The 25,262-nt window shown below is 60.7% G+C and carries 27 protein-coding genes and 2 pseudogenes; 27 read left to right on the plus strand and 2 right to left on the minus strand.

Annotation, left to right across the window (positions count from 1 at the left end; genetic code table 11):
• Positions 1 to 90: 90 nt before the first annotated feature.
• From fleN to PSH80_RS07480, 13 genes and pseudogenes are all read left to right on the plus strand, one after another.
• Complete coding sequence (gene fleN, locus PSH80_RS07420; RefSeq protein ID WP_003192912.1) at positions 91 to 924, plus strand: flagellar synthesis regulator FleN; 834 nt, start codon at positions 91 to 93, stop codon at positions 922 to 924.
• Positions 921 to 1,661, plus strand: a complete 741-nt coding sequence (gene fliA / locus PSH80_RS07425) for an RNA polymerase sigma factor FliA (protein WP_029292560.1) — start codon at positions 921 to 923, stop codon at positions 1,659 to 1,661. Before fleN ends, fliA begins: the two co-directional genes overlap by 4 nt.
• 167 nt (positions 1,662 to 1,828) lie before the next feature.
• On the plus strand, positions 1,829 to 2,203 hold the full coding sequence (locus tag PSH80_RS07430) for a chemotaxis response regulator CheY (RefSeq protein WP_005790040.1): 375 nt from the start codon (positions 1,829 to 1,831) through the stop codon (positions 2,201 to 2,203).
• Between the two features lie 25 nt (positions 2,204 to 2,228).
• Positions 2,229 to 3,012, plus strand: a pseudogene (locus tag PSH80_RS07435) (protein phosphatase CheZ).
• A 12-nt stretch (positions 3,013 to 3,024) separates the two neighbouring features.
• Entirely contained in the window at positions 3,025 to 5,235 is a 2,211-nt protein-coding gene (locus PSH80_RS07440) for a chemotaxis protein CheA (protein ID WP_115127667.1), read from the plus strand.
• 49 nt (positions 5,236 to 5,284) lie between these two features.
• Complete coding sequence (locus tag PSH80_RS07445; RefSeq protein ID WP_057960234.1) at positions 5,285 to 6,406, plus strand: chemotaxis response regulator protein-glutamate methylesterase; 1,122 nt, start codon at positions 5,285 to 5,287, stop codon at positions 6,404 to 6,406.
• Positions 6,406 to 7,146 carry a flagellar motor protein gene (locus PSH80_RS07450; protein WP_029292570.1) on the plus strand — a complete coding sequence of 247 codons (741 nt, stop codon included), beginning with the start codon at positions 6,406 to 6,408 and terminating at the stop codon, positions 7,144 to 7,146. Before PSH80_RS07445 ends, PSH80_RS07450 begins: the two co-directional genes overlap by 1 nt.
• A 15-nt stretch (positions 7,147 to 7,161) precedes the next feature.
• The gene (motD, locus tag PSH80_RS07455; RefSeq protein ID WP_186625964.1) at positions 7,162 to 8,049 is read left to right on the plus strand and encodes a flagellar motor protein MotD; all 888 of its coding nucleotides are present in this window, start codon (positions 7,162 to 7,164) and stop codon (positions 8,047 to 8,049) included.
• Between the two features lie 51 nt (positions 8,050 to 8,100).
• Positions 8,101 to 8,889, plus strand: coding sequence for a ParA family protein (locus PSH80_RS07460; RefSeq protein ID WP_057438820.1), 789 nt, complete (start codon positions 8,101 to 8,103; stop codon positions 8,887 to 8,889).
• Between the two features lie 138 nt (positions 8,890 to 9,027).
• A complete protein-coding gene (locus PSH80_RS07465) occupies positions 9,028 to 9,828 on the plus strand; it encodes a CheW domain-containing protein (protein WP_057960233.1) in 801 nt (266 codons plus the stop codon).
• 75 nt (positions 9,829 to 9,903) lie between these two features.
• Positions 9,904 to 10,386: a chemotaxis protein CheW gene (locus tag PSH80_RS07470; protein WP_032859076.1), complete on the plus strand. Its 483-nt coding sequence runs from the start codon at positions 9,904 to 9,906 to the stop codon at positions 10,384 to 10,386.
• A complete protein-coding gene (locus tag PSH80_RS07475; protein WP_057438822.1) occupies positions 10,387 to 10,779 on the plus strand; it encodes a DUF2802 domain-containing protein in 393 nt (130 codons plus the stop codon).
• Positions 10,780 to 11,325: 546 nt separating this feature from the next.
• Positions 11,326 to 12,275: pseudogene (locus PSH80_RS07480) on the plus strand (IS110 family transposase).
• Between the two features lie 285 nt (positions 12,276 to 12,560).
• Here the strand turns inward: PSH80_RS07480 and PSH80_RS07485 are convergent.
• The gene (locus tag PSH80_RS07485) at positions 12,561 to 12,890 is read right to left on the minus strand and encodes an EscU/YscU/HrcU family type III secretion system export apparatus switch protein (RefSeq protein WP_057438823.1); all 330 of its coding nucleotides are present in this window, start codon (positions 12,888 to 12,890) and stop codon (positions 12,561 to 12,563) included.
• Positions 12,887 to 14,458: a flagellar hook-length control protein FliK gene (locus tag PSH80_RS07490; RefSeq protein WP_115127671.1), complete on the minus strand. Its 1,572-nt coding sequence runs from the start codon at positions 14,456 to 14,458 to the stop codon at positions 12,887 to 12,889. Before PSH80_RS07490 ends, PSH80_RS07485 begins: the two co-directional genes overlap by 4 nt.
• A gap of 251 nt (positions 14,459 to 14,709) precedes the next feature.
• On the opposite strand from PSH80_RS07490, the gene ccmA reads away from it, so the two are divergent.
• The 14 genes from ccmA to phnC all read left to right on the plus strand — a co-directional run bounded on the left by ccmA (position 14,710) and on the right by phnC (position 25,255).
• The gene (gene ccmA / locus PSH80_RS07495) at positions 14,710 to 15,291 is read left to right on the plus strand and encodes a cytochrome c biogenesis heme-transporting ATPase CcmA (RefSeq protein ID WP_233093382.1); all 582 of its coding nucleotides are present in this window, start codon (positions 14,710 to 14,712) and stop codon (positions 15,289 to 15,291) included.
• On the plus strand, positions 15,288 to 15,956 hold the full coding sequence (gene ccmB / locus PSH80_RS07500) for a heme exporter protein CcmB (RefSeq protein WP_032859085.1): 669 nt from the start codon (positions 15,288 to 15,290) through the stop codon (positions 15,954 to 15,956). The genes ccmA and ccmB overlap by 4 nt, the downstream gene beginning before the upstream one ends.
• A gap of 85 nt (positions 15,957 to 16,041) precedes the next feature.
• Positions 16,042 to 16,797: a heme ABC transporter permease gene (locus tag PSH80_RS07505; RefSeq protein ID WP_057958958.1), complete on the plus strand. Its 756-nt coding sequence runs from the start codon at positions 16,042 to 16,044 to the stop codon at positions 16,795 to 16,797.
• Entirely contained in the window at positions 16,794 to 16,970 is a 177-nt protein-coding gene (ccmD, locus tag PSH80_RS07510) for a heme exporter protein CcmD (RefSeq protein ID WP_029292593.1), read from the plus strand. Before PSH80_RS07505 ends, ccmD begins: the two co-directional genes overlap by 4 nt.
• Entirely contained in the window at positions 16,967 to 17,422 is a 456-nt protein-coding gene (gene ccmE, locus PSH80_RS07515; RefSeq protein ID WP_057958959.1) for a cytochrome c maturation protein CcmE, read from the plus strand. Before ccmD ends, ccmE begins: the two co-directional genes overlap by 4 nt.
• Positions 17,423 to 17,425: 3 nt before the next feature.
• Positions 17,426 to 19,414, plus strand: coding sequence for a heme lyase CcmF/NrfE family subunit (locus PSH80_RS07520; protein ID WP_220172822.1), 1,989 nt, complete (start codon positions 17,426 to 17,428; stop codon positions 19,412 to 19,414).
• Positions 19,411 to 19,947, plus strand: a complete 537-nt coding sequence (locus tag PSH80_RS07525) for a DsbE family thiol:disulfide interchange protein (protein WP_029292599.1) — start codon at positions 19,411 to 19,413, stop codon at positions 19,945 to 19,947. The genes PSH80_RS07520 and PSH80_RS07525 overlap by 4 nt, the downstream gene beginning before the upstream one ends.
• Positions 19,944 to 20,417, plus strand: a complete 474-nt coding sequence (locus PSH80_RS07530) for a cytochrome c-type biogenesis protein (RefSeq protein ID WP_057438827.1) — start codon at positions 19,944 to 19,946, stop codon at positions 20,415 to 20,417. The genes PSH80_RS07525 and PSH80_RS07530 overlap by 4 nt, the downstream gene beginning before the upstream one ends.
• Entirely contained in the window at positions 20,410 to 21,603 is a 1,194-nt protein-coding gene (ccmI, locus tag PSH80_RS07535; protein WP_057958961.1) for a c-type cytochrome biogenesis protein CcmI, read from the plus strand. The genes PSH80_RS07530 and ccmI overlap by 8 nt, the downstream gene beginning before the upstream one ends.
• Before the next feature lie 16 nt (positions 21,604 to 21,619).
• Complete coding sequence (locus PSH80_RS07540) at positions 21,620 to 22,015, plus strand: hypothetical protein (RefSeq protein WP_057958962.1); 396 nt, start codon at positions 21,620 to 21,622, stop codon at positions 22,013 to 22,015.
• A gap of 365 nt (positions 22,016 to 22,380) precedes the next feature.
• On the plus strand, positions 22,381 to 23,097 hold the full coding sequence (locus PSH80_RS07545; protein ID WP_305419699.1) for an iron-containing redox enzyme family protein: 717 nt from the start codon (positions 22,381 to 22,383) through the stop codon (positions 23,095 to 23,097).
• Between the two features lie 127 nt (positions 23,098 to 23,224).
• Positions 23,225 to 23,392: a rubredoxin gene (locus PSH80_RS27305; protein WP_081044206.1), complete on the plus strand. Its 168-nt coding sequence runs from the start codon at positions 23,225 to 23,227 to the stop codon at positions 23,390 to 23,392.
• Positions 23,393 to 23,986, plus strand: coding sequence for a LysE family translocator (locus tag PSH80_RS07550; RefSeq protein ID WP_305419701.1), 594 nt, complete (start codon positions 23,393 to 23,395; stop codon positions 23,984 to 23,986).
• 435 nt (positions 23,987 to 24,421) lie between these two features.
• Positions 24,422 to 25,255, plus strand: coding sequence for a phosphonate ABC transporter ATP-binding protein (gene phnC / locus PSH80_RS07555; RefSeq protein ID WP_057438830.1), 834 nt, complete (start codon positions 24,422 to 24,424; stop codon positions 25,253 to 25,255).
• The last annotated feature ends 7 nt before the right edge of the window (positions 25,256 to 25,262 follow it).

The following is a 25,262-nucleotide window of genomic DNA, read 5'->3' on the forward strand; positions in this document are numbered from 1 at the left end:
GAACACAGTGCAATGTACCTACATTGATGGTCTGCTACCGCGGCCACCCTATGTAGCCTGCGGCTAAGCAAGACAAGGTAAAGAAAGAACATGGGCAGCATGCATCCCGTACAGGTGATCGCGGTGACCGGCGGCAAAGGTGGCGTCGGGAAAACTAACGTGTCAGTGAATTTGTCCCTGGCCCTGGCAGAGCTTGGCCGCCGCGTCATGCTGCTGGATGCCGACCTGGGCCTGGCGAACGTTGACGTTCTGCTGGGACTGACGCCCAAACATACCCTGGCCGATGTCATTGAGGGCCGCTGTGAGCTGCGCGATGTGCTGTTGCAGGGGCCTGGGGGGATTCGTATCGTCCCGGCCGCCTCCGGCACCCAGAGCATGGTGCATCTGAGCCCGGCGCAGCATGCCGGCCTGATCCAGGCCTTCAGTGATATCGGCGACAACCTCGACGTGCTGGTGATCGACACCGCCGCCGGGATTGGCGAGTCCGTGGTCAGCTTCGTGCGCGCCGCGCAGGAAGTCTTGCTGGTGGTCTGCGACGAGCCCACCTCGATCACCGACGCCTACGCCCTGATCAAACTGCTCAACCGCGACTACGGCATGAACCGCTTCCGCGTGCTGGCCAACATGGCCCAGAGCCCGCAAGAAGGGCGCAACCTGTTCGCCAAGTTGACCAAGGTCACGGATCGCTTCCTCGATGTCGCCTTACAATACGTCGGCGCAGTTCCCTATGACGAGTGTGTGCGCAAGGCTGTGCAAAAGCAGCGTGCAGTCTATGAAGCGTTCCCTCGTTCGAAATGCGCGTTGGCGTTCAAGGCAATTGCTCAGAAGGTCGATACCTGGCCACTGCCCGCCAATCCCCGGGGGCATCTGGAGTTTTTCGTCGAGCGATTGGTGCATCAGACGAGTGCAGGACCGGTGCTATGACAGCCAGCGGCTACAACCTTTACAAAAAGTCGGCGCGTGACAGCCAGGGCGAATTGATCGAGCGCTATGCGCCCCTGGTCAAGCGCATTGCCTACCACCTGCTGGCACGCCTGCCCGCCAGTGTCCAGGTCGAAGACCTGATCCAGGCGGGCATGATCGGCCTGCTCGAAGTGTCGACCAAGTACGACGCGAGCAAGGGTGCGAGTTTCGAGACGTATGCGGGTATCCGTATCCGTGGCGCGATGCTCGATGAGGTGCGTAAAGGTGATTGGGCGCCGCGTTCGGTCCACCGCAATACCCGGATGGTGAGTGACGCAATTCGCTCAATTGAAGCAAAAACCGGTCGCGACGCTAAAGATCACGAAGTTGCGGCCGAACTCCAATTGAGTCTCGACGATTACTACGGGATTTTGAACGATACCTTGGGCAGCCGCCTGTTCAGTTTCGACGACCTGCTACAGGACGGCGAACATGAAGGGCTGCATGAGGATGGCGCGAGTGCTCACCAGGAGCCTTCACGCGACCTGGAAGATGAACGCTTCCAGGGCGCCCTGGCAGAGGCGATTGCCAATCTGCCGGAACGTGAGCGGCTGGTGTTGGCGCTGTACTACGACGAAGAGCTGAACCTCAAGGAAATCGGTGAGGTCCTGGGGGTCAGCGAATCGCGGGTCAGCCAGCTTCATAGCCAATGCGCGGCCCGCTTGCGGGGGCGTTTGGGAGAGTGGCGAGCGCGCTGACAGGCAGTGTGGGGACACTGCGAACGATAACCGCCAGGGCGCAAGCCCGGCGGGAGCGGCCCGTGATGTGCCCAGCAGTCCTTTTTGTGTAATGCCTGTTGAATGATATGGCGCGCCCAGGTGCTGGACGCGTTTAAGACTGCTTGGAGGTCGAATTGGACAAGAACATGAAAATCCTCATCGTTGATGACTTCTCAACGATGCGGCGGATCATAAAAAACCTGTTGCGTGACCTTGGGTTCACTAACACGGTCGAGGCGGATGACGGCATTACGGCGATTCCGATCCTCAACAGCGGGAGCATCGACTTTCTGGTAACTGACTGGAACATGCCTGGCATGACCGGCATTGATCTACTGCGCCACGTGCGCGCTGATGAAAAGCTGCGCAGCCTGCCTGTGCTGATGGTGACCGCTGAAGCCAAGCGTGAACAGATCATCGAAGCCGCCCAGGCCGGGGTCAACGGCTACGTGGTCAAGCCATTCACTGCACTGGCCTTGAAAGAGAAGATTGAAAAAATCTTCGAACGCATCGGTCATTGATGCTGCCACGGGGGAGCTATGGAGCATTAAAGAATCATCGCAGGCCGACTTTGAGTCGACCCTGAAAAAACATGCTCACCAACTCGTCGAAAGCCTGGAAAAAGGCCAGTTCGGCGACGCAGTGCAGTTGATCCATGAGCTCAACCAGACCCGCGACCGCGGCCTGTATCAGGAAGTGGGCAAGCTCACCCGTGAGTTGCACAGTGCGATCGTCAATTTCCAGATCGACCCGCACATGCCCCAGGCCGAGGAAATCTCGCAGATCACTGATGCCCACCGAACGCCTGTCCTATGTGGTCAGGCTGACTGAGGCGGCAGCCAATCGCACCATGGACCTGGTGGAAAACGCCACGCCCCTGGTGAACGGCATGGCCAACGAGGCCAAGGCGTTGAGCACCGACTGGGGCCGCTTCATGCGGCGCGAAGTGGGCGCTGAAGAATTTCGTGACCTGGCGCGTCGGGTCGAAGGCTTCCTGTCACGCAGCGAGCAGGAAAACCGTACGGTTTCCAGCAACCTCAATGACATTCTGCTGGCCCAGGATTACCAGGACCTTACCGGTCAGGTGATCAAGCGCGTGACCCTGCTGGTCACCGAAGTGGAAAGCAACCTGCTCAAACTGGTGCTGATGGCTGGCCAAGTCGACCGTTTTGCCGGCATCGAACACGACCGCGAAGCGATCCTCTCGGAAAAAGATCCACAAAAACACCTCGCCAAGGGTGAAGGTCCGCAGATTCATGCCGATAAACGTGAAGACGTTATGTCAGGTCAAGATGACGTAGACGATTTGCTGTCCAGTTTAGGCTTCTAAGGAGCACGCAATATGAGCTTCGGCGCCGATGAAGAAATCCTTCAGGATTTCCTTGTAGAGGCCGGCGAAATTCTAGAGCAGTTGTCCGAGCAACTGGTCGAGCTGGAAAGCCGACCGGATGATGCGAACCTGCTCAATGCAATTTTTCGCGGTTTTCACACTGTAAAAGGGGGCGCCGGCTTCCTCCAGCTCCATGAGCTGGTGGAGTGCTGCCACATCGCCGAAAACGTGTTCGACATCCTGCGCAAGGGTGAGCGGCACGTTGATTCGGAATTGATGGACGTGATCCTCGAAGCCCTGGACGCGGTCAACGGCATGTTCAATGAAGTGCGCGAACGCGCACCCATTACGGCTGCCACCCCGGAACTGCTGGCCGCCCTGGCGCGCCTGGCAGAGCCTGGCGCGGTAGCTGCCGCCCCGGTGGTTGAGGCGGCGCCTGAGCCAGTGGCCGAACCCGACGTCACTGACAGCGAGTTCGAGCAACTGCTGGACTCCCTCAATGCGGTCAAGGCCGAGGCAGAAGCCCCGGCCGCAGCTGCGCCGCCGATGGTGCCGACCACCGAAGACATCACCGACGCCGAGTTCGAGTCATTGCTCGACCAGTTGCACGGCAAGGGCCAGTTCGCCCCGGACGCCGTGGCAGCCGCACCGACGCCGGTGGAGCCTGCTGCGCCAGCGGCCAGCACCGATATCACCGACGACGAATTTGAAGCACTGCTGGATCAGTTGCATGGCAAGGGCTCGTTTGCTGCCGAGGCGTTGCCGGCAGTCGCTGCGGCGGCTGCGGCTGCACCGGCTGCGGCGCCGGCTGCCGCACCGGCGGCGGATGGCCTGATCAGCGATCACGAATTCGAATCCCTGCTGGATGAGTTGCACGGCAAGGGCAAGTTTTCCGAGGTGGCACCTGCCGCCGCAGCCGCCGCGACCGCCACCGCAGCGGTGGCCAAGCCGGCACCCGTTGCTGCCAAGGCCGCCGCACCGGCTCCCGCCCGTGCCGCCGCCCCGGCGCCAGCCCGCGCTCCGGCACCTGCCGACAAAGCCCCGGCCAGTGAAGCCGAAACCACCGTGCGGGTCGATACCGCGCGCCTGGACGACATCATGAACATGGTCGGCGAACTGGTGCTGGTGCGTAACCGCCTGGTACGCCTGGGCTTGAGCAGTGGCGACGAAGCCATGCAAAAGGCCGTGTCGAACCTCGACGTGGTCACTGCCGACCTGCAGACCGCGGTGATGAAGACGCGCATGCAGCCGATCAAGAAAGTCTTCGGGCGCTTCCCGCGCCTGGTGCGTGACTTGGCCCGGCAGTTGAAAAAAGAGATCGCCCTGGAGCTGGTGGGTGAAGAGACCGACCTCGACAAAAACCTCGTCGAGGCCCTGGCCGACCCGCTGGTCCACTTGGTGCGCAACGCGGTCGACCACGGCGTGGAAACTCCGGAAGAGCGCGAAGCCAGCGGCAAGCCGCGCCTGGGCAAAGTGATCCTGGCGGCCGAACAGGAAGGCGACCATATCCTGCTGTCGATCACCGATGACGGCAAAGGCATGGACTCCAATATCCTGCGCGGCATCGCGGTCAAACGCGGCGTCATGGACAAGGACGCCGCCGACCGCCTGACCGATACCGAGTGCTACAACCTGATTTTCGCCCCGGGCTTCTCGACCAAGACCGAGATTTCCGATGTGTCCGGCCGTGGCGTGGGCATGGACGTGGTGAAGACCAAGATCAGCCAGCTCAATGGCTCGATCAATATTTACTCGACCAAGGGCCAAGGCTCGAAGATCGTCATCAAGGTGCCGTTGACCCTGGCGATCATGCCGACCCTGATGGTGATGCTGGGCAACCAGGCGTTCGCCTTCCCGCTGGTCAACGTCAACGAAATCTTCCACCTCGACCTGTCGCGCACCAACGTGGTCGACGGCCAGGAAGTGGTGATTGTGCGGGACAAGGCCCTGCCTCTGTTCTACCTCAAGCGTTGGCTGGTGGCGTCTGCCGCTCATGAGGAGCAGCGCGAAGGCCACGTGGTGATCCTGTCCGTGGGCACCCAGCGTATCGGCTTTGTCGTCGATCAACTGGTTGGCCAGGAAGAAGTGGTCATCAAGCCATTGGGCAAGATGCTGCAAGGAACGCCAGGCATGTCGGGTGCGACCATTACCGGTGACGGTCGGATCGCGCTGATTCTCGATGTTCCGAGCATGCTCAAGCGTTACGCCGCACGGCGTATTTGATTCGGCCCGGGCAGGGCGGTTGTCCCTCGCCCGGCCTAACGGAGTGGTTATGGTAGTCAAGGTTCTGGTGGTGGACGATTCGGGTTTCTTCCGCCGCCGCGTCTCGGAAATTCTTTCAGCGGATTCCAACATCCAGGTGGTCGGTACGGCCACCAATGGCAAAGAGGCGATTGATCAGGCCCTGGCATTGAAGCCGGACGTGATCACCATGGACTACGAGATGCCGATGATGGATGGCATCACCGCCGTGCGCCACATCATGCAGCGTTGCCCGACCCCGGTCTTGATGTTCTCGTCGCTGACCCACGAAGGCGCCCGGGTGACCCTCGACGCGCTGGACGCTGGCGCCGTGGACTTTCTGCCGAAGAATTTCGAAGACATCTCGCGCAACCCGGAAAAGGTCAAGCAGATGCTCTGCGAGAAGGTGCACAGCATCTCGCGCAGCAACCGCAGCAGCTTCCGCGCGCCGGTGGCTCCCGCTCCGGTAGCGGCGCCGGCACCGACCAGCAGCAGTTTCGGGCGCCCGGCTCCTGCCCCTGTGGCACGGCCTGCCGTGGCCCCGACGCGTGCGCCGACGCCCAGTGCCTCGTCGCCCGCGCCCAAGCGCAAGGCCTACAAGCTGGTGGCCATTGGCACGTCCACTGGCGGCCCGGTGGCCTTGCAGCGCGTCTTGACCCAGTTGCCGGCCAACTTCCCTGCGCCGATCGTGTTGATCCAGCATATGCCCGCCGCGTTCACCAAGGCCTTTGCCGAGCGCCTGGACAAGCTGTGCCGCATCAGCGTCAAGGAAGCCGAAGACGGCGACATCCTGCGCCCGGGCCTGGCGTTGCTGGCCCCCGGTGGCAAGCAAATGATGGTCGACGGTCGCGGCGCGGTGAAAATCCTGCCGGGTGACGAGCGCCTGAACTACAAGCCGTGCGTGGATATCACCTTCGGTTCGGCGGCCAAGTCCTACGGTGACAAAGTTCTGGCGGTGGTCCTCACCGGTATGGGCGCCGACGGTCGTGAAGGCGCGCGCCTGCTCAAGCAGGGCGGTAGCTCGATCTGGGCCCAGGACGAAGCCAGTTGCGTGATCTATGGCATGCCCATGGCTATCGTCAAGGCCGACCTGGCCGACGCGGTCTACAGCCTGGATGACATCGGCAAGCACCTGGTGGAGGCCTGTCACTGATGGATGTGTTGAGCCTGGTTGGGATCCTTCTGGCGTTTGTCGCCATTATCGGTGGCAACTACCTGGAAGGCGGCCATCTTGGCGCGCTGGCCAACGGTCCGGCGGCGCTGATCGTGATCGGCGGCACCGTCGGCGCGGCGCTGTTGCAGTCGCCCCTGAGCTCATTCAAGCGGGCGATGCAGATCCTGGTGTGGATCATTTTCCCGCCACGCGTGGACCTGGCCGGCGGTATCGACCGCGTGGTCAACTGGAGCCTCACCGCGCGCAAGGAGGGCCTGCTGGGCCTGGAAGGCGTGGCCGATGCCGAACCCGACAGCTACGCACGCAAAGGCCTGCAACTGCTGGTGGACGGCGCGGAGCCGGAAGCCATCCGCAGCATCCTCGAAGTGGACTTCTACACCCAGGAAAGCCGCGATATCAACGCGGCCAAAGTCTTTGAAAGCATGGGCGGCTACGCGCCGACCATCGGCATCATCGGTGCGGTGATGGGCTTGATCCACGTGATGGGCAACCTGGCCGACCCCTCGCAACTGGGCAGCGGCATTGCCGTGGCGTTCGTCGCCACCATCTATGGCGTGGCCAGTGCCAACCTTTTGCTGCTGCCGATTGCCAGCAAGCTCAAATCCATTGCCATGCGCCAGTCCCGTTACCGGGAAATGCTGCTGGAGGGCATCCTGTCGATTGCCGAGGGTGAGAACCCACGCTCCATTGAATTGAAGCTTCAGGGCTTCATGGATTGATGGGGGGTATTGCCTGTGAGCCGTCGCCGCCGCGAGCCTGAAGAGCACGTCAACCATGAGCGCTGGCTGGTGTCCTACGCCGACTTCATCACCTTGCTGTTCGCCTTTTTTGTGGTGATGTACTCCATTTCCTCGATCAACGAAGGCAAGTACAAGGTCATCTCCGAAGCCCTGGTAGGCGTATTTACCGATTCGGACCGGGCCCTCAAACCGATTCCCATTGGCGACGAACGGCCCAAGACCACCACCCCGGCCAAACCCCTGGTCAAGGACAGCGACGAGACCGACGCCGGCATCAGTGGCGGCAGCGACCCGCTCACGAGCATCGCCGACGATATCAGCGCGGCGTTTGGCGACCTGATCAGCTCCAACCAGATGACCATTCGTGGCAATGAGTTGTGGGTGGAGATCGAGCTTAACTCCAGCCTGCTGTTCGCCAGCGCCGATGCCATCCCCAGCGACATAGCCTTCAGCATCATCGACAAGGTGGCGGCCATCCTCAAACCCTTCGACAACCCGATCCACGTCGAAGGCTTTACCGATGACCAGCCGATCCATACCGCGCAATTCCCCACCAACTGGGAACTGTCGTCGGCGCGTTCGGCGAGCATCGTGCGCATGCTGGCGATGCAGGGCGTGAACCCCGGGCGCCTGGCGTCGGTGGGGTACGGCGAATTCCAGCCGGTGGCCAATAATGCGACGGCCGAAGGTCGCGCGCGCAACCGGCGGGTCGTGTTGGTGGTGTCGCGCAACCTCGATGTGCGGCGCAGCCTGACTGCCACCGGTGCGGCCAATGCACAACCTGATGCCGCAATGAAGCGGGCTGGCACACAAACTGCACCGACGCCCGTAAAGCCGCCGGTTCGTGAGAGTGCCGTCAATTCTCTGTCACCGGCTCTATAACCTCGTGCTATTTCTCGGTCGAGCCAGTGCCTGCCGGGAGGAACAATCCGAATGAGAGTCTGGGCAGTTGCCAATCAAAAAGGTGGGGTCGGCAAGACCACCACCTCCATCGCCTTAGCCGGCCTGCTGGCCGAGGCGGGCAAGCGCGTGGTCATTGTCGACCTGGATCCCCATGGCTCGATGACCAGCTATTTCGGCTACGACCCCGATGCCCTGGAACACAGCTGCTTTGACCTGTTCCTGCACAAGGGCAGCGTCCCCGCAGGCTTACCCGGGCAACTGCTGCTGCCCACCAGCAACGAGAAGATTTCCCTGTTGCCCTCCAGCACCGCCCTGGCCACCCTCGAGCGCCAGTCGCCGGGGCAGAGCGGCCTGGGCCTGGTGATCGCCAAGAGCCTGGCGCAACTGTGGCAGGACTTCGACTACGCCATCATCGACAGCCCGCCATTGCTTGGCGTGCTGATGGTCAATGCCCTGGCGGCCAGCCAGCAGTTGGTGATCCCGGTGCAGACCGAGCACTTGGCGGTCAAGGGCCTGGAGCGCATGGTCAATACCCTGGCGATGATCAACCGTTCGCGCAAACAGGCGTTGCCGTTCAGCATCGTGCCGACCCTGTTCGACCGTCGCACCCAGGCCTCCCTCGGCACCCTGCGCGTACTGCGCGATGCTTACCCCGAGACCATCTGGCAAGGCTATATCCCGGTGGACACGCGCTTGCGTGACGCCAGCCGCGCCGGCCTCGCGCCCTCGCAATTCGATGGCAAAAGCCGTGGCGTGCTGGCGTACCGCGCCTTGCTCAAGCATCTGCTGGCCCAGCAACTTGTGGCGCAGGTGGCGTGAAATGAACAACCCTGTAGGAGCGAGTCTTGCCCGCGATGGGTTTTGCCTGATGTCACGGACTTTTGATTCAAGTCCGAGCGCGGGCAGGCCGATAACCTTTGAATACACGGTTAACGGTGCGCGCGCGTGGGCATACAGATGAATCGTCCTGTCGATATCAAGACCCGGCCGCAACTGGCGCTGCAGTCCTACCTGGACGCACTGTTGCAGGATGCGACCGAGGAAGTGCTGCCCGAGCCGATCCTGGTGCTGGATGAAGTCCTGGCGGTGCCTGTGGTCGAGGCTGAGGCCAGCCTGGATGAGTTTCAACTGGCGGTCCTCGAAGAGCAGGCCCGTGATGCGTTGGCGGTGCCTGTCGCCGTCGCGGTCGTGGAAACGCCTGCACCTCTGGTGCTGGTGCCGCCGGTGGCCGAGGTGCATCGACCGCCGAGCATTACGCCGCCACCGGTGGAAACCGATGGTCGGCCAGCGTGGGCTGCCGAGTCGTTCGAATGCCTGCTGTTCGATGTGGCCGGGTTGACCCTGGCGGTGCCGCTGGTGTGCCTGGGGTCGATTTACTCCCTGGAAGGCCAGGAATTGACGCCGTTGTTTGGCCAGCCGGAGTGGTTCCTCGGGATCCTGCCGAGCCAGGCCGGCAACCTCAAGGTGCTGGATACTGCGCGCTGGGTGATGCCCGACCGCTATCGCGACGATTTCCGCCAGGGCCTGCAATACGTGATCTCGGTGCAGGGCTACGAATGGGGGCTGGCGGTGCATCAGGTCAGCCGTTCGCTGCGCCTGGACCCCAATGAAATCAAATGGCGCAGCCACCGTGGCCAGCGGCCATGGCTGGCGGGCACCGTGATCGAACATATGTGCGCGCTGCTGGATGTCGCCGAATTGGCGGAGCTGATAGCCAGCGGCGCGGTAAAAGATCTGCCAGGTAACAAACGTACTTGATAAGAGGCGCAGTACCACGGTGCTGCCAAAGAAGAACACACGCCGTTATCAACGGTATTTGAAGGGGTCAGGGGTATGAATAAGTCAGCGTCCGCACAGGGTTTGGATGATCCGATTCTGCAATGGGTAACCTTCAAGCTGGACAACGAGTCTTACGGCATCAACGTGATGCGCGTGCAGGAAGTGCTGCGCTACACCGAAATCGCGCCAGTGCCGGGTGCGCCGAGCTACGTGCTGGGCATCATCAACCTGCGCGGCAACGTGGTGACCGTGATCGACACGCGCCAGCGTTTTGGCCTGATGCCGACTGAAGTCAACGACAACACGCGTATCGTCATCATCGAAGCCGACAAGCAAGTGGTCGGGATCATGGTCGACAGCGTGGCTGAAGTGGTTTACCTGCGCCAATCGGAAGTCGAGACCGCGCCGAACGTCGGCAACGAAGAATCGGCCAAGTTCATCCAGGGTGTGTGCAACAAGAACGGCGAGTTGCTGATCCTGGTTGAGCTGGACAAGATGATGAGCGAAGAAGAGTGGTCGGACCTGGAGAACATCTGATTGATGCTTGAGGTAGCGGTAATCGTCCTGGCCCTGCTGTGGGTCGGGACTGTAGTGGTATTGCTGCGCCATATGCGCCAGCAACGTGAATTGGCCTTGCAACAGGCCGAGCGCGACGCCGTGCGTGACCAGCGCCTGCGCGAGATGGCCAAGCGCGTGGACAACTACCAGCAAAGCGCCGTGCGGGTAGGGGAGGACGTGCACGAACTGCGCGCCATCCTCGCCCCGTTGCCCGACAAACTGTCGGCACTGGAACAGCGCGACCCGGCCAACCTGTCTTTTGCCCAGGCGGCAAAACTGGTGGGCATGGGCGCTACGGTGGACGAACTGACCCAATCCTGTGGCCTGACCCAGGCCGAGGCACAGTTGATGAGCAAGTTGCACAAAAGCTGACACTGTACTGATTCAAATGTGGGAGCAGGCAAGCCAGCTCCCACACTTGTTTTTTACCGCCCCCACTTCCAGCACCCGCCGCAGTTCCCATGTGGGAGCGGGCTTGCTCGCGAAAGCGGTGGATCAGTCAATACATGTACCGACTGACCCACCGCCATCGCAGGCAAGCCAGCTCCCACACTTGTTTTTTGTCGCCCCCACTTCCAGCACTCGCCGCAGTTCCAATGTGGGAGTTGCACAAAAGCTGACACTCTACTGATTCAAATGTGGGAGCGGGCTTGCCCGCGATGGCGGTGTGTCAGCCAAGGCTGTACCGACTGACCCACCGCCATCGCAGGCAAGCCAGCTTGTATGGTTAGACTTGTAGGGGTGGTGGGACTAAAAGCCAGCATCTGACTCTAGCCAGTACAGACCGTGGGAGACTTCGTCCCACCCCTTCACCAAAGCGCCGATAAGGAATGCATCGGCCATGACCGACGATAGAAGCAAGCCAGCGCAACGGTGAAGCCCCGACAAGCCCGTAAACCCTAACCCGGAGCTTTTCTCATGGCAATGACTGTCTCGCAATCAATCATTGGAGTGGATGTCGCTAAAGCCGAAGTAGTTGTTTATCAAAGTGAAACTGCTGAAACAAAGATCGTATCGAACAAGAAAAGCGAGCTGAAGGCATGGCTGAAGTCTTTGCCTGCGGGCAGCGCCATCGCAATTGAAGCCACCAATATCACGTGGATACCGTCAACTTGGCTCATTCGATGGGCCATATCGTTTACGTGATTGATGGATATCGCCTTAGCCATTACCGCAAAGGCACAGGTGGTCGCGCTAAAACAGACTTCAGTGATGCGCAGTTGCTGGCTCGCTACTTGAAGAATGAACAGGCTGATTTACGCGCCTGGAATCCGCCGCCGAAGATTTATACCAAGCTTCAAAGCTTGCTGCGTCGACGCGCAGCGCTGGTGAAAATGCGTGTTGCGCTGAATGAGCTGGGCGGGCGAGCCATCACTCAAGGCCTCGTCCAAGAGCATTTCAGCGTGTCTTGATCAGAGGGGCTCATTGAGAAAAGGATATTAGATGCTGTTACTGAGGCGGGGCTTTTGCATCAGGTCAAGCGCTGCCAAGCCGTCGAGGGCATTGGGTTTCTGACAGCAGTTGCCCGGTAATGGCGTTTCAGCGAGGAGAATTTGAAAGTGCTGACGCTTACATCGCGTTCTGGGAATGGACTTGAGAGTATCCGATTCTGGGCAAATGAGCGGACGCCGCTCATTGAGCAAGAAGGGAATTCAGAGATACGCAGATTGCTGCATAACGCGGCGTCAGCAGGTATCAGGTCAGAAGCCTGGAAACCTTTATACGAGGGTTATCTGGCCAGGGGCCTGAAAACGACTCAAGCCCTGGTCATCATTGGCCGCAAGCTGGCGCGCATCGCCTTTTCGCTCATGAAAAACCTGAGCGAATACCAGTCAAAAGCGGTTTTGGGGGCTTCCCCAAAACCATAGAATCTCCCACACTTGTTTTTTGTCGCCCCCACTTCCAGCACTCGCCGCAGTTCCAATGTGGGAGTTGCACAAAAGCTGACACTCTATTGATTCAAATGTGGGAGCAGGCAAGCCAGCCCACACTTATTTTTACCGCCCCCACTTCCAGCACCCGCCGCAATTCCCATGTGGGAGCGGGCTTGCTCGCGAAAGCGGTGGGTCAGTCAATACATGTACCGACTGACCCACCGCTTTCGCGAGCAAGCCCGCTCCCACATTTTTTGATCTGTGTGCATCCTCGAAACGTCAGTAATCATCCCCGCGCGCCGTCACATCCCGCTCCATTGGCTCGGCATTCGGGTCATACCCCGCGGGGAACTTGCCTTTGAGCGTCCAGGCAAACGCAATAATCTCGGCGATGGTGCGGTACAGCTCTTCGGGAATGCTGTCACCCAACTCCATGCGCGCCAGCAGTTTCACCAGCTCGGCATTTTCATAAATCGGGACTTCATGTTCGCGCGCCAACTTCAGGATGGCTTCGGCCAGGGCGTCGTCGCCTTTGGCGGTCAGGGCGGGGGCGGCTTTGCCGTCGTATTTGAGGGCGATGGCCTGGCGTGGTGGGTTGGGGTTTTTCATGCGGTTTCATCCACCCAGCGTTGTTCCAGCCCGGTCTTTGGCCCGCGGGGCGGGGTGCCGAGGTGGCAGTCGAGGTCGCCGACATTGAGGCCCGACGACACCAGGCGCTCGCGCAGGCTGCCCAGGTGGCTTTCGATCAGGCTGGCGGTGTAGGGGCGGGTGGCCCATAGCTGGCTGGACAGTTTGCCCTGGCTCAATTGTGCCTGGACCTGCAAGGGGCCCAGGGGCTCCATGTCGAAGGCCAGTTCCACGCGCCACAGCATCTTCTTCGCGTCGCGTTCGATCTTGCGTTCCGGCTCGTCCTTGTCCGGCGCCGGCTCTTCGCGCTGGAACTTGACCTGCAGCGGCACGATGTCTTGCAAGGTGCGCATGGGGATTTCCAGTTGCCAGGTGGTTTGCAGGCGGCCATCGGCGGTGGTGCCACTCTGTTCCAGGCTCGACAGTTGATGGCTCTGCAAGCGCGAGATGGCGCCGGCGGCCAGGCGCAGCAGGTTTTCCAGGCTGTTTTCACCGTCCAGGCGCTGCAGCAGGCGCTCCGGCAATGGGAAGCCGCCCGGCGCGTTGCGGGCGCCCACCTGGCCGAGGGTACCCAGCGGGCTGCGGACAAAGCTGGGTAGCATCTGCGCCAGGGTATTGGCGGCCAGGATTGCATTGAGGTTGGTGTTGGCGGGCAGGGCGGGTAGCAATTCGTTGACCAGGCGCAGCAGGCTGCCCTTCATATCCAGCGGTGGCACTTGCGGGTTTTGCCCGGCCAGCAGCTTGGCTTCAAGGAACACGCCGCTGTTGTGCAGCAGTTGTGCCAGCACCCTGGGGTTGCTGACCTGCGCCACATCCGGCAGCCCGGCCAGCAGGCGATCGACGGCGGCGCGCAATTGTGCGGAGGTGTCATCGGGCAGGTTTTTCAGGGCATTGAACACGCCCTCCAGCGAGGCCTGGCGGCTTTGCTGGGCGGCCAGTTGCTGGCTGACCGCCAGTTGATCGCGCAGCCCACTCAGGGGCACGAAATCCAGGGTCTGCGCACCCTGCACCACGGCACTCAACAAGCTACCGACGCGCAGCGGCTGCGGGCTTTCCAGGGTCAGGGTGGTACCGCTCAGGGCGTTGTTGAGCACCGACACCAGCGAACGGTATAGCGCCGGTTGCCCGGTGCCCTGGGGCAGCATCTGCGAGGTCAGCACCTTGGCCTGGAGCAAGGTGCCCACCGGCAACTGGTGGGTGTCGATGCGGGTCAGGGCGGCAACATTGGCGCTGAGGGCCTGCTGCAGGCTGATCGCCAGGTCGCCCGATGCCGTCTGGCTCACCGCCACGTTGCTGCCCAGGGGCAGTGGCTGGCTGCTCGCGGCCTGCACCAGGGTTTGCCGGCCACCTTCAAGGGTCAGCTTGAGCAACAGCTGAAAGGCTTCACCGCCTTGCTTGAGCGCCAGGACCTCGGCGTTCACGGTTTTGCCGGCGTCGATCAACCCTGTCTGCGGCTCCAGCAGTTTCAGCAGTTCGCCCACCGCAGGCGCAGGCCTGGGCCCGGAAGCCGGGGCAGGGGGCAGGGTCGGAAGGTTGATGTCACCGGTCATCGTGGCCGCCGTCTCAAGGAAATTGCCCTCTTTAGAGTAGGGCATCACATGTATAATGCCGCCCGTCTTCAAAGAGCGGGTCAAAAACATCTCAACTGATTGATCCAGCTCTCTAAAACAGGCCGCCAATGCAGTTATTGTGCATCTCTTTAACGGCCGTTCCACCGCCGACTTGAACCGTAAAGGCCCGCGATCTTGTGACCAGCCCCCTACTTGAAGCCGTTGCGCTTGCCTGTGAGCGAGACCTGCGGATGCTGTTCGAACACCTCGAGTTGCGGCTGTCGGCGGGCGACATGGTGCAGATCAGCGGCCCCAACGGCAGTGGCAAGACCAGCCTGCTGCGCCTGCTGGCCGGTTTGATGCAGCCCACGGCAGGCCAGGTGCGCCTCAATGGCAAGCCGCTGCAAGAGCAACGCACGGAGCTGGCGCGCAATCTGGTGTGGATCGGCCACGCTGCGGGGATCAAGGATGTGCTGACGGCCGAAGAGAACCTCAGTTGGCTCAGCGCCCTGCATCATCCGGCCTCGCGCGCATCCATCTGGCACGCCCTGGCGGCCGTCGGGCTCAAGGGCTTCGAAGATGTGCCGTGCCATACCCTGTCGGCCGGCCAGCAGCGCCGGGTGGCCCTGGCCCGCCTGTACCTGGAGGGCCCGCCGTTGTGGATCCTCGACGAACCCTTCACCGCCCTCGACAAGCAGGGCGTGGCGCAGCTCGAAGAACACCTGGCCCGGCACTGCGAGCAAGGCGGCATGGTGGTCCTCACTACCCACCACACCTTGACCCGCATGCCTGCCGGTTACCGCGACCTGGACCTGGGACGGTGGTCGGTATGAGTGTATTTGCCCTGTTGGTCGCCCGCGAAGCCCGTTTGCTGTGTCGCCGCCCGGCTGAACTGGCCAACCCGCTGGTGTTCTTCGCGATTGTCATCGCGTTGTTCCCGTTGGCGGTCGGTCCCGAGACTAAACTGTTGCAAACCTTGTCTCCGGGACTGGTGTGGGTCGCGGCCCTTTTGTCCGTCCTGCTCTCGCTGGACGGGCTGTTTCGCAGTGATTTTGAAGATGGTTCCCTTGAACAGTGGGTCCTTTCGTCGCACCCTCTGCCTCTTCTGGTTCTGGCCAAGGTACTGGCACACTGGGCCTTCTCCGGCCTGGCGCTGGTCCTGCTCGCACCGCTGCTGGCGATGATGCTGGGCCTGCCCGCCGAATGCCTGCCCGTCTTGCTGGCCTCGTTGTTGCTAGGTACCCCGGTGCTGAGCCTGCTGGGGGCGGTGGGTGCAGCACTGACGGTGGGCCTGAAACGTGGGGGGCTGTTGCTGGCCTTGCTGATTCTGCCTTTGTATATCCCGGTATTGATCCTGGGCAGCGGCGCCTTGCAGGCCGCGCTCATGGGGATGCCGGCGACCGGTTACCTCTTGTGGCTTGGCAGCCTGACCGCCCTGGCGGTAACCCTGACACCCTTTGCTATAGCGGCCGGCCTGAAGATCAGCGTCGGCGAATAATGAGGTCTGACCCGGTATTTTCACTGCGTCAGTAAAGACCCTAAGCTTCTTGCAACGACAAGAAGCAACCGTGATGGAAACAGCAATGAACTGGACCTGGTTTCACAAGCTCGGCTCGCCCAAGTGGTTCTACGGGATCAGCGGCAAAATGCTGCCCTGGCTCGCCGTCGCCGCCTTCCTGCTGATCGGTATCGGCCTGGTCTGGGGCCTGGCCTTCGCACCACCGGACTACCAGCAGGGCAACAGCTTTCGCATCATCTATATCCACGTGCCCGCCGCGCTGCTGGCCCAGTCCTGCTACGTGATGCTCGCGGTGTGCGGCATTGTCGGGCTGGTGTGGAAGATGAAGCTGGCCGACGTCGCCCTGCAATGCGCGGCGCCCATCGGTGCGTGGATGACCGCGGTGGCGCTGCTCACCGGGGCAATCTGGGGCAAACCGACCTGGGGCTCGTGGTGGGTCTGGGATGCGCGACTAACGTCCATGTTGATTCTGCTGTTTCTGTACTTCGGTCTGATTGCCCTGGGCAACGCGATCAGCAATCGTGACAGCGCCGCCAAGGCCTGCGCGGTGCTGGCGATTGTCGGCGTGATCAATATCCCGATCATCAAGTACTCGGTGGAGTGGTGGAACACCCTGCACCAGGGCGCCACCTTCACCCTCACTGAAAAACCGGCGATGCCCGTGGAAATGTGGGCGCCGCTGCTGCTGATGGTCCTGGGCTTCTACTGCTTCTTCGGCGCAGTGTTGCTGATGCGCATGCGCCTCGAAGTGCTCAAGCGTGAAGCCCGCGCCAGTTGGGTCAAGGTCGAAGTGCAAAACAGCCTGGGAGCCCGTGGATGAGTTTCGCCTCTTTCAGTGATTTTCTCGCCATGGGCCACCACGGCCTGTACGTCTGGACAGCCTATGGCATCAGCCTGGCAGTCCTGGCCCTCAACGTTGTTGCGCCGATCCTGGCCCGCAAGCGTTACCTGCAACAAGAGGCGCGTCGTCTGCGCCGGGAGACCGATAAGTGAATCCGCTGCGTAGAAAGCGTCTGTTGATCATCCTTGCCATCCTGGTGGGCGTCGGGTTAGCCGTAGGCCTGGCCTTGAGTGCCCTGCAGCAGAACATCAACCTGTTCTATACCCCGACCCAGATCGCCAATGGCGAAGCGCCGCAAGACACGCGGATCCGTGCCGGTGGCATGGTCGAGGCCGGCTCCCTGAAGCGTTCCGGCGACTCCCTGGACGTGACCTTCGTGGTTACCGACTTCAACAAATCCGTGACCATCACCTACCGCGGCATCCTCCCGGACCTGTTCCGCGAAGGGCAGGGCATCGTTGCCTTGGGCAAAATCAACGCCCAGGGCGTGGTGGTGGCCGATGAAGTGTTGGCCAAGCACGATGAAAAATACATGCCGCCGGAAGTGACCAAGGCCCTCAAAGACAGCGGCCAATCCGCGCCCACCCCAGCCAAGGAGGGTTAAGCAATGACCTCTACATTGTTTATTCCCGAGTTGGGCCAATTGGCGATGATCCTCGCCCTGTGCTTTGCCATCGTCCAGGCCATCGTCCCGCTGCTGGGCGCCTGGCGCGGCGACCGGCTGTGGATGAGCCTGGCGCAGCCCGCCGCCTGGGGCCAGTTCGCGTTCCTGGCGTTCGCCTTCGGTTGCCTGACGTACGCGTTTATGACCGACGACTTTTCCGTCGCCTATGTGGCCAGCAACTCCAACAGCGCCTTGCCCTGGTACTACAAGTTCAGCGCCGTGTGGGGCGCCCACGAAGGCTCCCTGCTGTTGTGGGCCCTGATCCTCGGCGGCTGGACCTTTGCCGTGTCGGTGTTCTCCCGGCAGTTGCCGCAAGTCATGCTGGCGCGGGTGCTGGCGGTGATGGGCATGATCAGCATCGGCTTTTTGCTGTTCCTGATCATGACCTCCAACCCGTTCGAGCGGATCCTGCCGCAGATTCCCATGGACGGTCGCGACCTCAACCCGTTGCTGCAGGATATCGGCCTGATCGTCCACCCGCCGATGCTGTACATGGGCTATGTGGGCTTCTCCGTGGCCTTCGCCTTTGCCATCGCCGCCTTGCTCGGCGGGCGTCTCGACGCCGCCTGGGCGCGCTGGTCGCGGCCATGGACCATCGTCGCCTGGGCCTTCCTCGGCATCGGCATCACCCTGGGCTCGTGGTGGGCCTATTACGAACTCGGCTGGGGCGGCTGGTGGTTCTGGGACCCGGTGGAAAACGCCTCCTTCATGCCCTGGCTGGTGGGCACGGCGCTGATCCACTCCCTGGCCGTCACCGAAAAACGCGGCGTGTTCAAGAGCTGGACTGTGTTGCTGGCCATTGCCGCCTTCTCCCTGAGCCTGCTGGGCACGTTCCTCGTGCGTTCCGGCGTGCTGACCTCGGTGCACGCGTTCGCCGCCGACCCTGAGCGTGGTGTGTTCATCCTGATCTTCCTGCTCTGTGTAGTCGGTAGTTCGCTGACTCTGTTTGCCCTGCGCGCGCCGGTGGTCAAGAGCCACGTCGGCTTCAACCTGTGGTCGCGGGAAACCCTGCTGCTGGGTAATAACCTGGTGCTGATCGTTGCGGCCTCGATGATCCTGCTGGGCACTTTGTATCCGCTGGTGCTCGATGCCCTGACCGGCGCCAAGCTGTCGGTCGGCCCGCCGTACTTCAACGCATTGTTCATCCCGTTGATGGGCCTGCTGATGGTGGTAATGGCCATCGGCGTGCTGGTGCGCTGGAAAGACACCCCGGTCAAATGGCTGCTGGGCATGTTGATCCCCGTGCTGCTGGGCAGTGCTGCACTGTCGGTGGTTGCCGGGATTGCCTACGGCGACTTCAACTGGGCAGTGCTCGCCACCTTTATGCTCGCGGCCTGGGTGTTGCTGGCCGGCGTGCGCGATATCTTCGACAAGACCCGGCACAAGGGCCTGATCAAAGGCCTGCCCACCCTGACGCGCAGCTACTGGGGCATGCAGATCGCGCACATTGGCATCGCCGTGTGCGCCCTGGGCGTGGTGCTGTCCAGCCAGAACAGCGCCGAGCGCGACCTGCGCCTAGCCCCTGGCGAGTCCATGGACCTGGCCGGCTACCAGTTCGTCTTTGAAGGCGCCAAGCACTTCGAAGGGCCGAACTTCACCTCCGACAAAGGCACCGTGCGTGTGCTGCGCAACGGCAAGCAAATCGCCGTGCTGCACCCGGAAAAACGCCTGTACACCGTACAGAGCTCGATGATGACCGAAGCCGGGATCGACGCCGGGTTCACCCGTGACCTGTATGTCGCCTTGGGCGAACCCCTGGGCGAGGGCGCCTGGGCCGTGCGGGTCCACGTCAAGCCGTTTGTGCGCTGGATCTGGTTCGGCGGCCTGCTGACCGGCTTCGGTGGTTTGCTGGCAGCGATGGACCGGCGTTACCGGGTCAAGGTCAAGAGCCGGGTGCGTGAAGCCCTCGGCATGCAGGGAGCTGCGGTATGAAGCGTTGGTTGATGGTATTGCCACTGGCGTTGTTTCTGCTGGTCGCGGTGTTTTTGTATCGCGGCCTGTACCTGGACCCGGCCGAGCTGCCGTCGGCGATGATCGGCAAGCCGTTCCCGGCGTTCTCGTTGCCTACGGTGCAGGGCGATAAAACCCTGACCCAGGCAGACCTGATCGGCAAGCCGGCTCTGGTCAACGTGTGGGCCACCTGGTGCATCTCTTGCCGCGTGGAACACCCGGTGCTGAACAAGCTGGCGGAGAAGGGCGTGGTGATCTACGGCATCAACTACAAGGACGACAATGCAGCGGCCTTGAAGTGGCTGGCGGAATTCCACAACCCGTACCAATTGGACGTGCGCGATGAAGACGGCAACCTGGGCCTGAACCTCGGCGTCTACGGTGCCCCGGAAACCTTCTTTATCGACGCCAAGGGCGTGATCCGCGACAAGTTCGTGGGGGTGATCGACGAAGTGGTCTGGCGCGAACAACTGGCGGCCAAGTACCAGGCCCTGGTGGATGAGGCCAAGCCATGAAGCGTTGGTTGACCGCCGCAGTACTGGCCCTGGGCCTGGTGGGCGTGGCCCATGCCGCCATCGACACCTACGAGTTTGCCCGCGATGGCGACCGTGAGCGTTTCCGCGAGCTGACCAAGGAACTGCGCTGCCCCAAGTGCCAGAACCAGGACATCGCCGACTCCAACGCACCGATTGCCGCCGACCTGCGCAAAGAGATCTTCCGCATGCTGGGCGAGGGCAAGGACAATCAGCAGATCATCGACTTCATGGTCGATCGCTATGGTGATTTTGTCCGCTACAAGCCGGCGCTGACCAGCAAGACCGCCTTGCTCTGGTTTGGCCCCGCCGCCCTGTTGCTGGGTGGCCTGGTGGTCATGGCCGTGATCGTCCGCCGTCGCCGTGCGGCGCCTACCGATGGTTCTGATGCGCTATCTGCCCAAGAGCGCCAACGCCTCGACCAACTGCTGGACAAAAAAACTGATGATTGATTTCTGGCTCGCAGCTGGCCTGCTGCTCCTGGTTGCCTTGAGTTTCCTGTTGATCCCGGTGTTGCGCGTACGTCGCGCCCAGCGTGAAGAAGACCGCACCGCGTTGAACGTCGCGCTGTATCAGGAACGTGTTGCTGAACTGCAAACCCAACAAAGCGAAGGCGTGCTCAACGCGGCGCAACTCGATACCGGCCGCGCCGAAGCCGCCCGTGAATTGCTGGCCGATACCGAAGGCGTGGAAAAGCCCCGCGAATCGCGCCTGGGCAAGCCGCTGCCACTGCTGGCCGCCGTGCTGGTGCCGGTGTTGGGCCTGGGGCTGTACCTGCATTACGGCGCCATCGACAAGGTTGAACTGACCCGCGAATTCGCCCAGCCGCCGGTCTCCCTTGCCGACATGACCCAGCGCCTGGAACGGGCTGCGGCGGCGCAACCGGATTCGGCCGAAGGCTTGTACTTCCTGGGTCGCGCCTACATGGCCCAGGATCGTTCGGCCGACGCGGCCAAGGTCTTCGAGCGCACCGTGGCCCTGGCCGGTCGCCAGCCCGAGTTGCTCGGGCAGTGGGCCCAGGCGCAGTACTTTGCCAACAACAAGCAGTGGTCGCCGCAGCTTCAGGCCCTGACTGACGAAGCGTTGAAACTCGACCCGAAGGAAGTCACCAGCCTTGGCCTGTTGGGCATCGCCGCCTTTGAAGGGCAGCGTTACCAGGAAGCCATCGACTACTGGAACCGTCTGTTGGCCTTGTTGCCGGAGAAAGACAACTCCCGCTCAGCGCTGCAAGGCGGCATCGACCGCGCGGCCGAGAAGTTGAAAGAGGGCGGCGGTGCCGTCGCGCCAATTGCCAAGACCGCCGTGATGAAAGTACGCGTGGACCTGGCGGCCGACGTCAAAGCCCGCGCTCTGCCGACTGACAGCGTATTCATCTTCGCCCGCGCCGTTTCCGGCCCGCCAGCGCCATTGGCCGCCAAGCGTGTCACCGTGGCCGACCTGCCGGTGACCGTCGAACTGGGCGATGCCGATGCGATGATGCCGCAGTTGAAACTGTCCAACTTTCCCGAAGTCCAACTGGTTGCGCGCATCTCACGGGCCGGTCAACCGACTGCCGGCGAGTGGATCGGCCGCAGTCAACCCCTGGCCAGCAGCACCACCGCGACCCAGCAGTTGACCATCGACAGTCCGGATCAATAATTTCGAGGAAATCCCCATGACCGCCATCGCTCGTATCACCCTGCTCAGCCTGGTCTTGGGCTTGAGCGCTTGCGCGGTCCATCGGCCACCTCCAGCCCCTACGGGCCCGACCATTCCACCGTCGGGCCCCTCGACCCAGCCGGCAACCAAACCTTCCGGCCCGGTCACCGCCCCCGCCAAGCCCTTGCCCAGCAAGTCCCCAACCTTCGCCCCACCCCCCGGCGCTGCCAGCCACTGGGACGGCAAGATGCAGGTGTACGTGCTGGACGAGCAACCGGACACCTTCTACCGCCAGCGCACCTACTACCGCTGGAGCAACGGCTGGAGCCGCTCCATCAGCCCGAATGGGCCATGGGAAGAGACGAATGTGCAGGGCGTACCGCCGGGGTTGAGCAAGCAGTACGCAAAATGAACTGCCTGTGAGTGATCGTTCCCACGCTGCGTGGGAATGAGTTCCTAAAGGCGACCTTTGAACGGTCGCCTTTTTTATGATTGTTTTTGGTGTTGCTTAATTTGTTGTAGGAATTACCCTTCGCTAAAATAGGAGTTTTCTTTGTTTGTCCTGCGAATAGTCTGTGGGAGTAGATTTATATATTAAACGGAATTGTAGTCTTGGATTTTTTTGTTTTGGAAAGAATGGCTCTGGTTCGCCTGTTTTAGCGGGATGAGAAATATTTCTTCGCTTGGTTGACATTTTTTCTACGTGGATAATAATTTTTATATGGAGGTAAGGGGGTAATGGATTTATAAACTTAGGGTGTGCAGAGGGAGTCAAGTATGAATATTGAGTCTTCGTCCGAGTTTGGATCTGCCAAAAGAACTGACAAGAACGAAATATATAGAGTATGTGAGGCTGGATATAACGAAATTGCCAGTGCAATCATCAGGCACGGCGCACTTCGAGAGCTTGAAAGGTTTGGTGAGATCCTTTCTGCCCAACCCTTGAGCCATGAGGGACTGGCCACGTTCTTTGGAACCCTATGGGCGTTTTTCAAAGATGTCCCAGCCGGTATCGTGGCATTGGCTGCACGGGTTACAGATGAGTGGATCAAGGAAGATAGATGGAATGGAACTGCGAAAGCTGCTCATATTCTCTACGCATCTGTGGACGAGTATGGGTTACATCAACATAACAAACATATGCTGCCAACCCATCACCAGATGTTCAAGGCGCTGACGACCCACTTGGGTTTATCTGATGCTGAATTATTCAACCCTCACTACATTCTTCCGGAGGGTACCGCCATGGGAAATAACACCTATCGATCGTACCGCTCTGAACTTTTAGGCGAGGCATTGGGTTTTCATCTCGCATCGGAGATGACGTCGTCGCGGGAGTTTCAGTATTTTCCCAAAGGGTTTCAGAGGTACGCAGCCTCCTATGGTTTAAGGGGTGAAGATGACCCGGTCCTGGCCTTTTTTGCTATTCATTGTGAAGTCGAACCTATGCATGTAGCGACAGGGCGAGAAATAATAATTTCTTATTTGGAATAAAATCCAAGTATTGCTCCGCAAGCGATGCGCGGGGCAATGGCCTTTATGGATGGATTTGAACATATGTTTGCTGCGTTGAATCAACGCCTGACGATTGTTTGAATTAATAAGTTCAAGGGTTTTCGCTATGTCAAAATCTTACGAGTGTCAAATTTGTCACTATGTTTATTCGGAGCTTACTGGGGAGCCCTTAGCTGATGTAGTGGCTGGGACAACTTGGGAGCAGATAGGTGAGGACTTTAAGTGCCCGCATTGCCATGCAAATAAAAAAATGTTCAGGGAGGCTTTGGAGTAGGTGCAAGAAATTCTGAGTTCTGCGGCGTTTGCCACAATTTTATCGCTAAGTTTTGGACCCGTAGCCTTCATTATTTTTAGGCAGTCCATCACCCATGGCCTACGTAGCGCAGTACCCGGAGCATCAGGTGCGGCGGTTGCAGATGCAGTGTTTGCAGCCGTCGCCTTTACAGGCTTGAAGACAGTCGAAGGGGTTTGGTTGGCAAACAGTCACCTATTAACGTGGTTGGCGATTGCTTATATTTTTTACCTGGGTGCGATGACTTTCAAAAGACACCTCTCACCAAAACAGGTGAAGAGCGCGGCGGGTTTTATCCCTGTTTTCTTGCTGACGTTGACCAGTCCTTTCACCATCGTTGCGATTTCTTCTTACGCCATTGCCAGTGGGATTACCCTTCAAGGGTATGGACTTTACTGGTGTTTAATCGGCTTTCTGGCTGGTTCATTTCTAGGCCAGATGGTTTATGCCGTGGGGGGCGGGCTTATCAAAAAGCGTTTGCCCGACCCTCCGAACCTAAGCTTGTTCAACCGGGTCAGCGGGGGCCTCCTGATGGGGTTTTCGGTATACCAGGGGGGTCGTATTTTGGTTGGATGACCGAACCTTTTCCTGTCGCCTTTTTTATGACTTGAACTCCAATCCAAATGTGGAAGACCGAACTCCAGGACCCCGGCGCACCCGAAGGTGCCCCGCGCACAGCCGCCATATAGCTGCGTGAAAAAGGGCGACGACCGAGGAATGGAGACCTGGCAGGGCTGGGCCCTCCTGCGTACAGCTCGCCCAGCATGATGTGTGCCTGTTAAATGATGAGCCGTAGGGAAAGTCCTGTTTTGATCATTCCCACATGGAGCATGGGAGCGATCCTCATATGCATGGGAATTGTCCTTCAGTTGTTCCAACCTTTCATAAAACTTTCATCAAACCGCCCTCCTGCAGTCATGTGCAAGTCATAGCCCTGACACCTCCCGCGCCTACTGTCGTTTGAACTCAAACGCAGCCACGCAAGGCTGTTCAAACCAGACAGAGAAGCCCATGACTCCCGCTATCCATGTCGATCGCCTGAACAAGACCTTTGCGAAGAAAACCGCGCTGGTCGACCTCGAACTCACCATCGCCAGCGGCGAGATGGTCGCCCTGATCGGTGCATCCGGTTCCGGCAAGTCCACGTTGTTGCGCCACCTTGCGGGGCTGGCCTGTTGCGACAAGGGCAACGGCGGCAGCGTCAAGGTGCTGGGCCGAGAGGTGCAGGCCAGTGGGCGGTTGAATGGCAAGGTGCGGCGGTTGCGCGCGGATATTGGCTATATCTTCCAGCAGTTCAACCTGGTCAATCGCCTGAGTGTGATCGACAACGTGCTGCTTGGTTGCCTGGGCCGCATGCCGCGCTGGCGCGGCAACCTCGGGTTGTTCAATGCCGAGGAAAAGCAATGTGCCATGGAGTCCCTGGCGCGGGTTGGCCTGGCGGACCTGGCCCAGCAGCGGGCCTCGACCCTGTCCGGTGGCCAGCAGCAGCGCGTGGCGATTGCCCGGGCCTTGACCCAGCGTGCCGAAGTGATCCTGGCCGACGAGCCGATTGCCTCCCTGGACCCGGAGTCGGCGCGCAAGGTCATGGAGATCCTCGCCGATATCAACCGCCGCGACGGCAAGACCGTAGTCGTGACCCTGCATCAAGTCGATTACGCCATGCGTTATTGCCCACGGGCCGTGGCGCTCAAGGGCGGGCGCATTCATTTCGACGGGCAGGGCCGCGAGATGAGCAGCCAGTTCCTCAACGATCTGTACGGTGCCGACGTCGACACCAGCCTGATGTTTTCCGAGCCGCCGCGCCGTTCCGAACTTCCCCAGCGCCTGGCCCTGGCCCGCGCTTGAACCTCCA

The sequence above is a fragment of the Pseudomonas sp. FP818 genome, assembly GCF_030687335.1.
Classification (GTDB): domain Bacteria; phylum Pseudomonadota; class Gammaproteobacteria; order Pseudomonadales; family Pseudomonadaceae; genus Aquipseudomonas; species Aquipseudomonas shahriarae.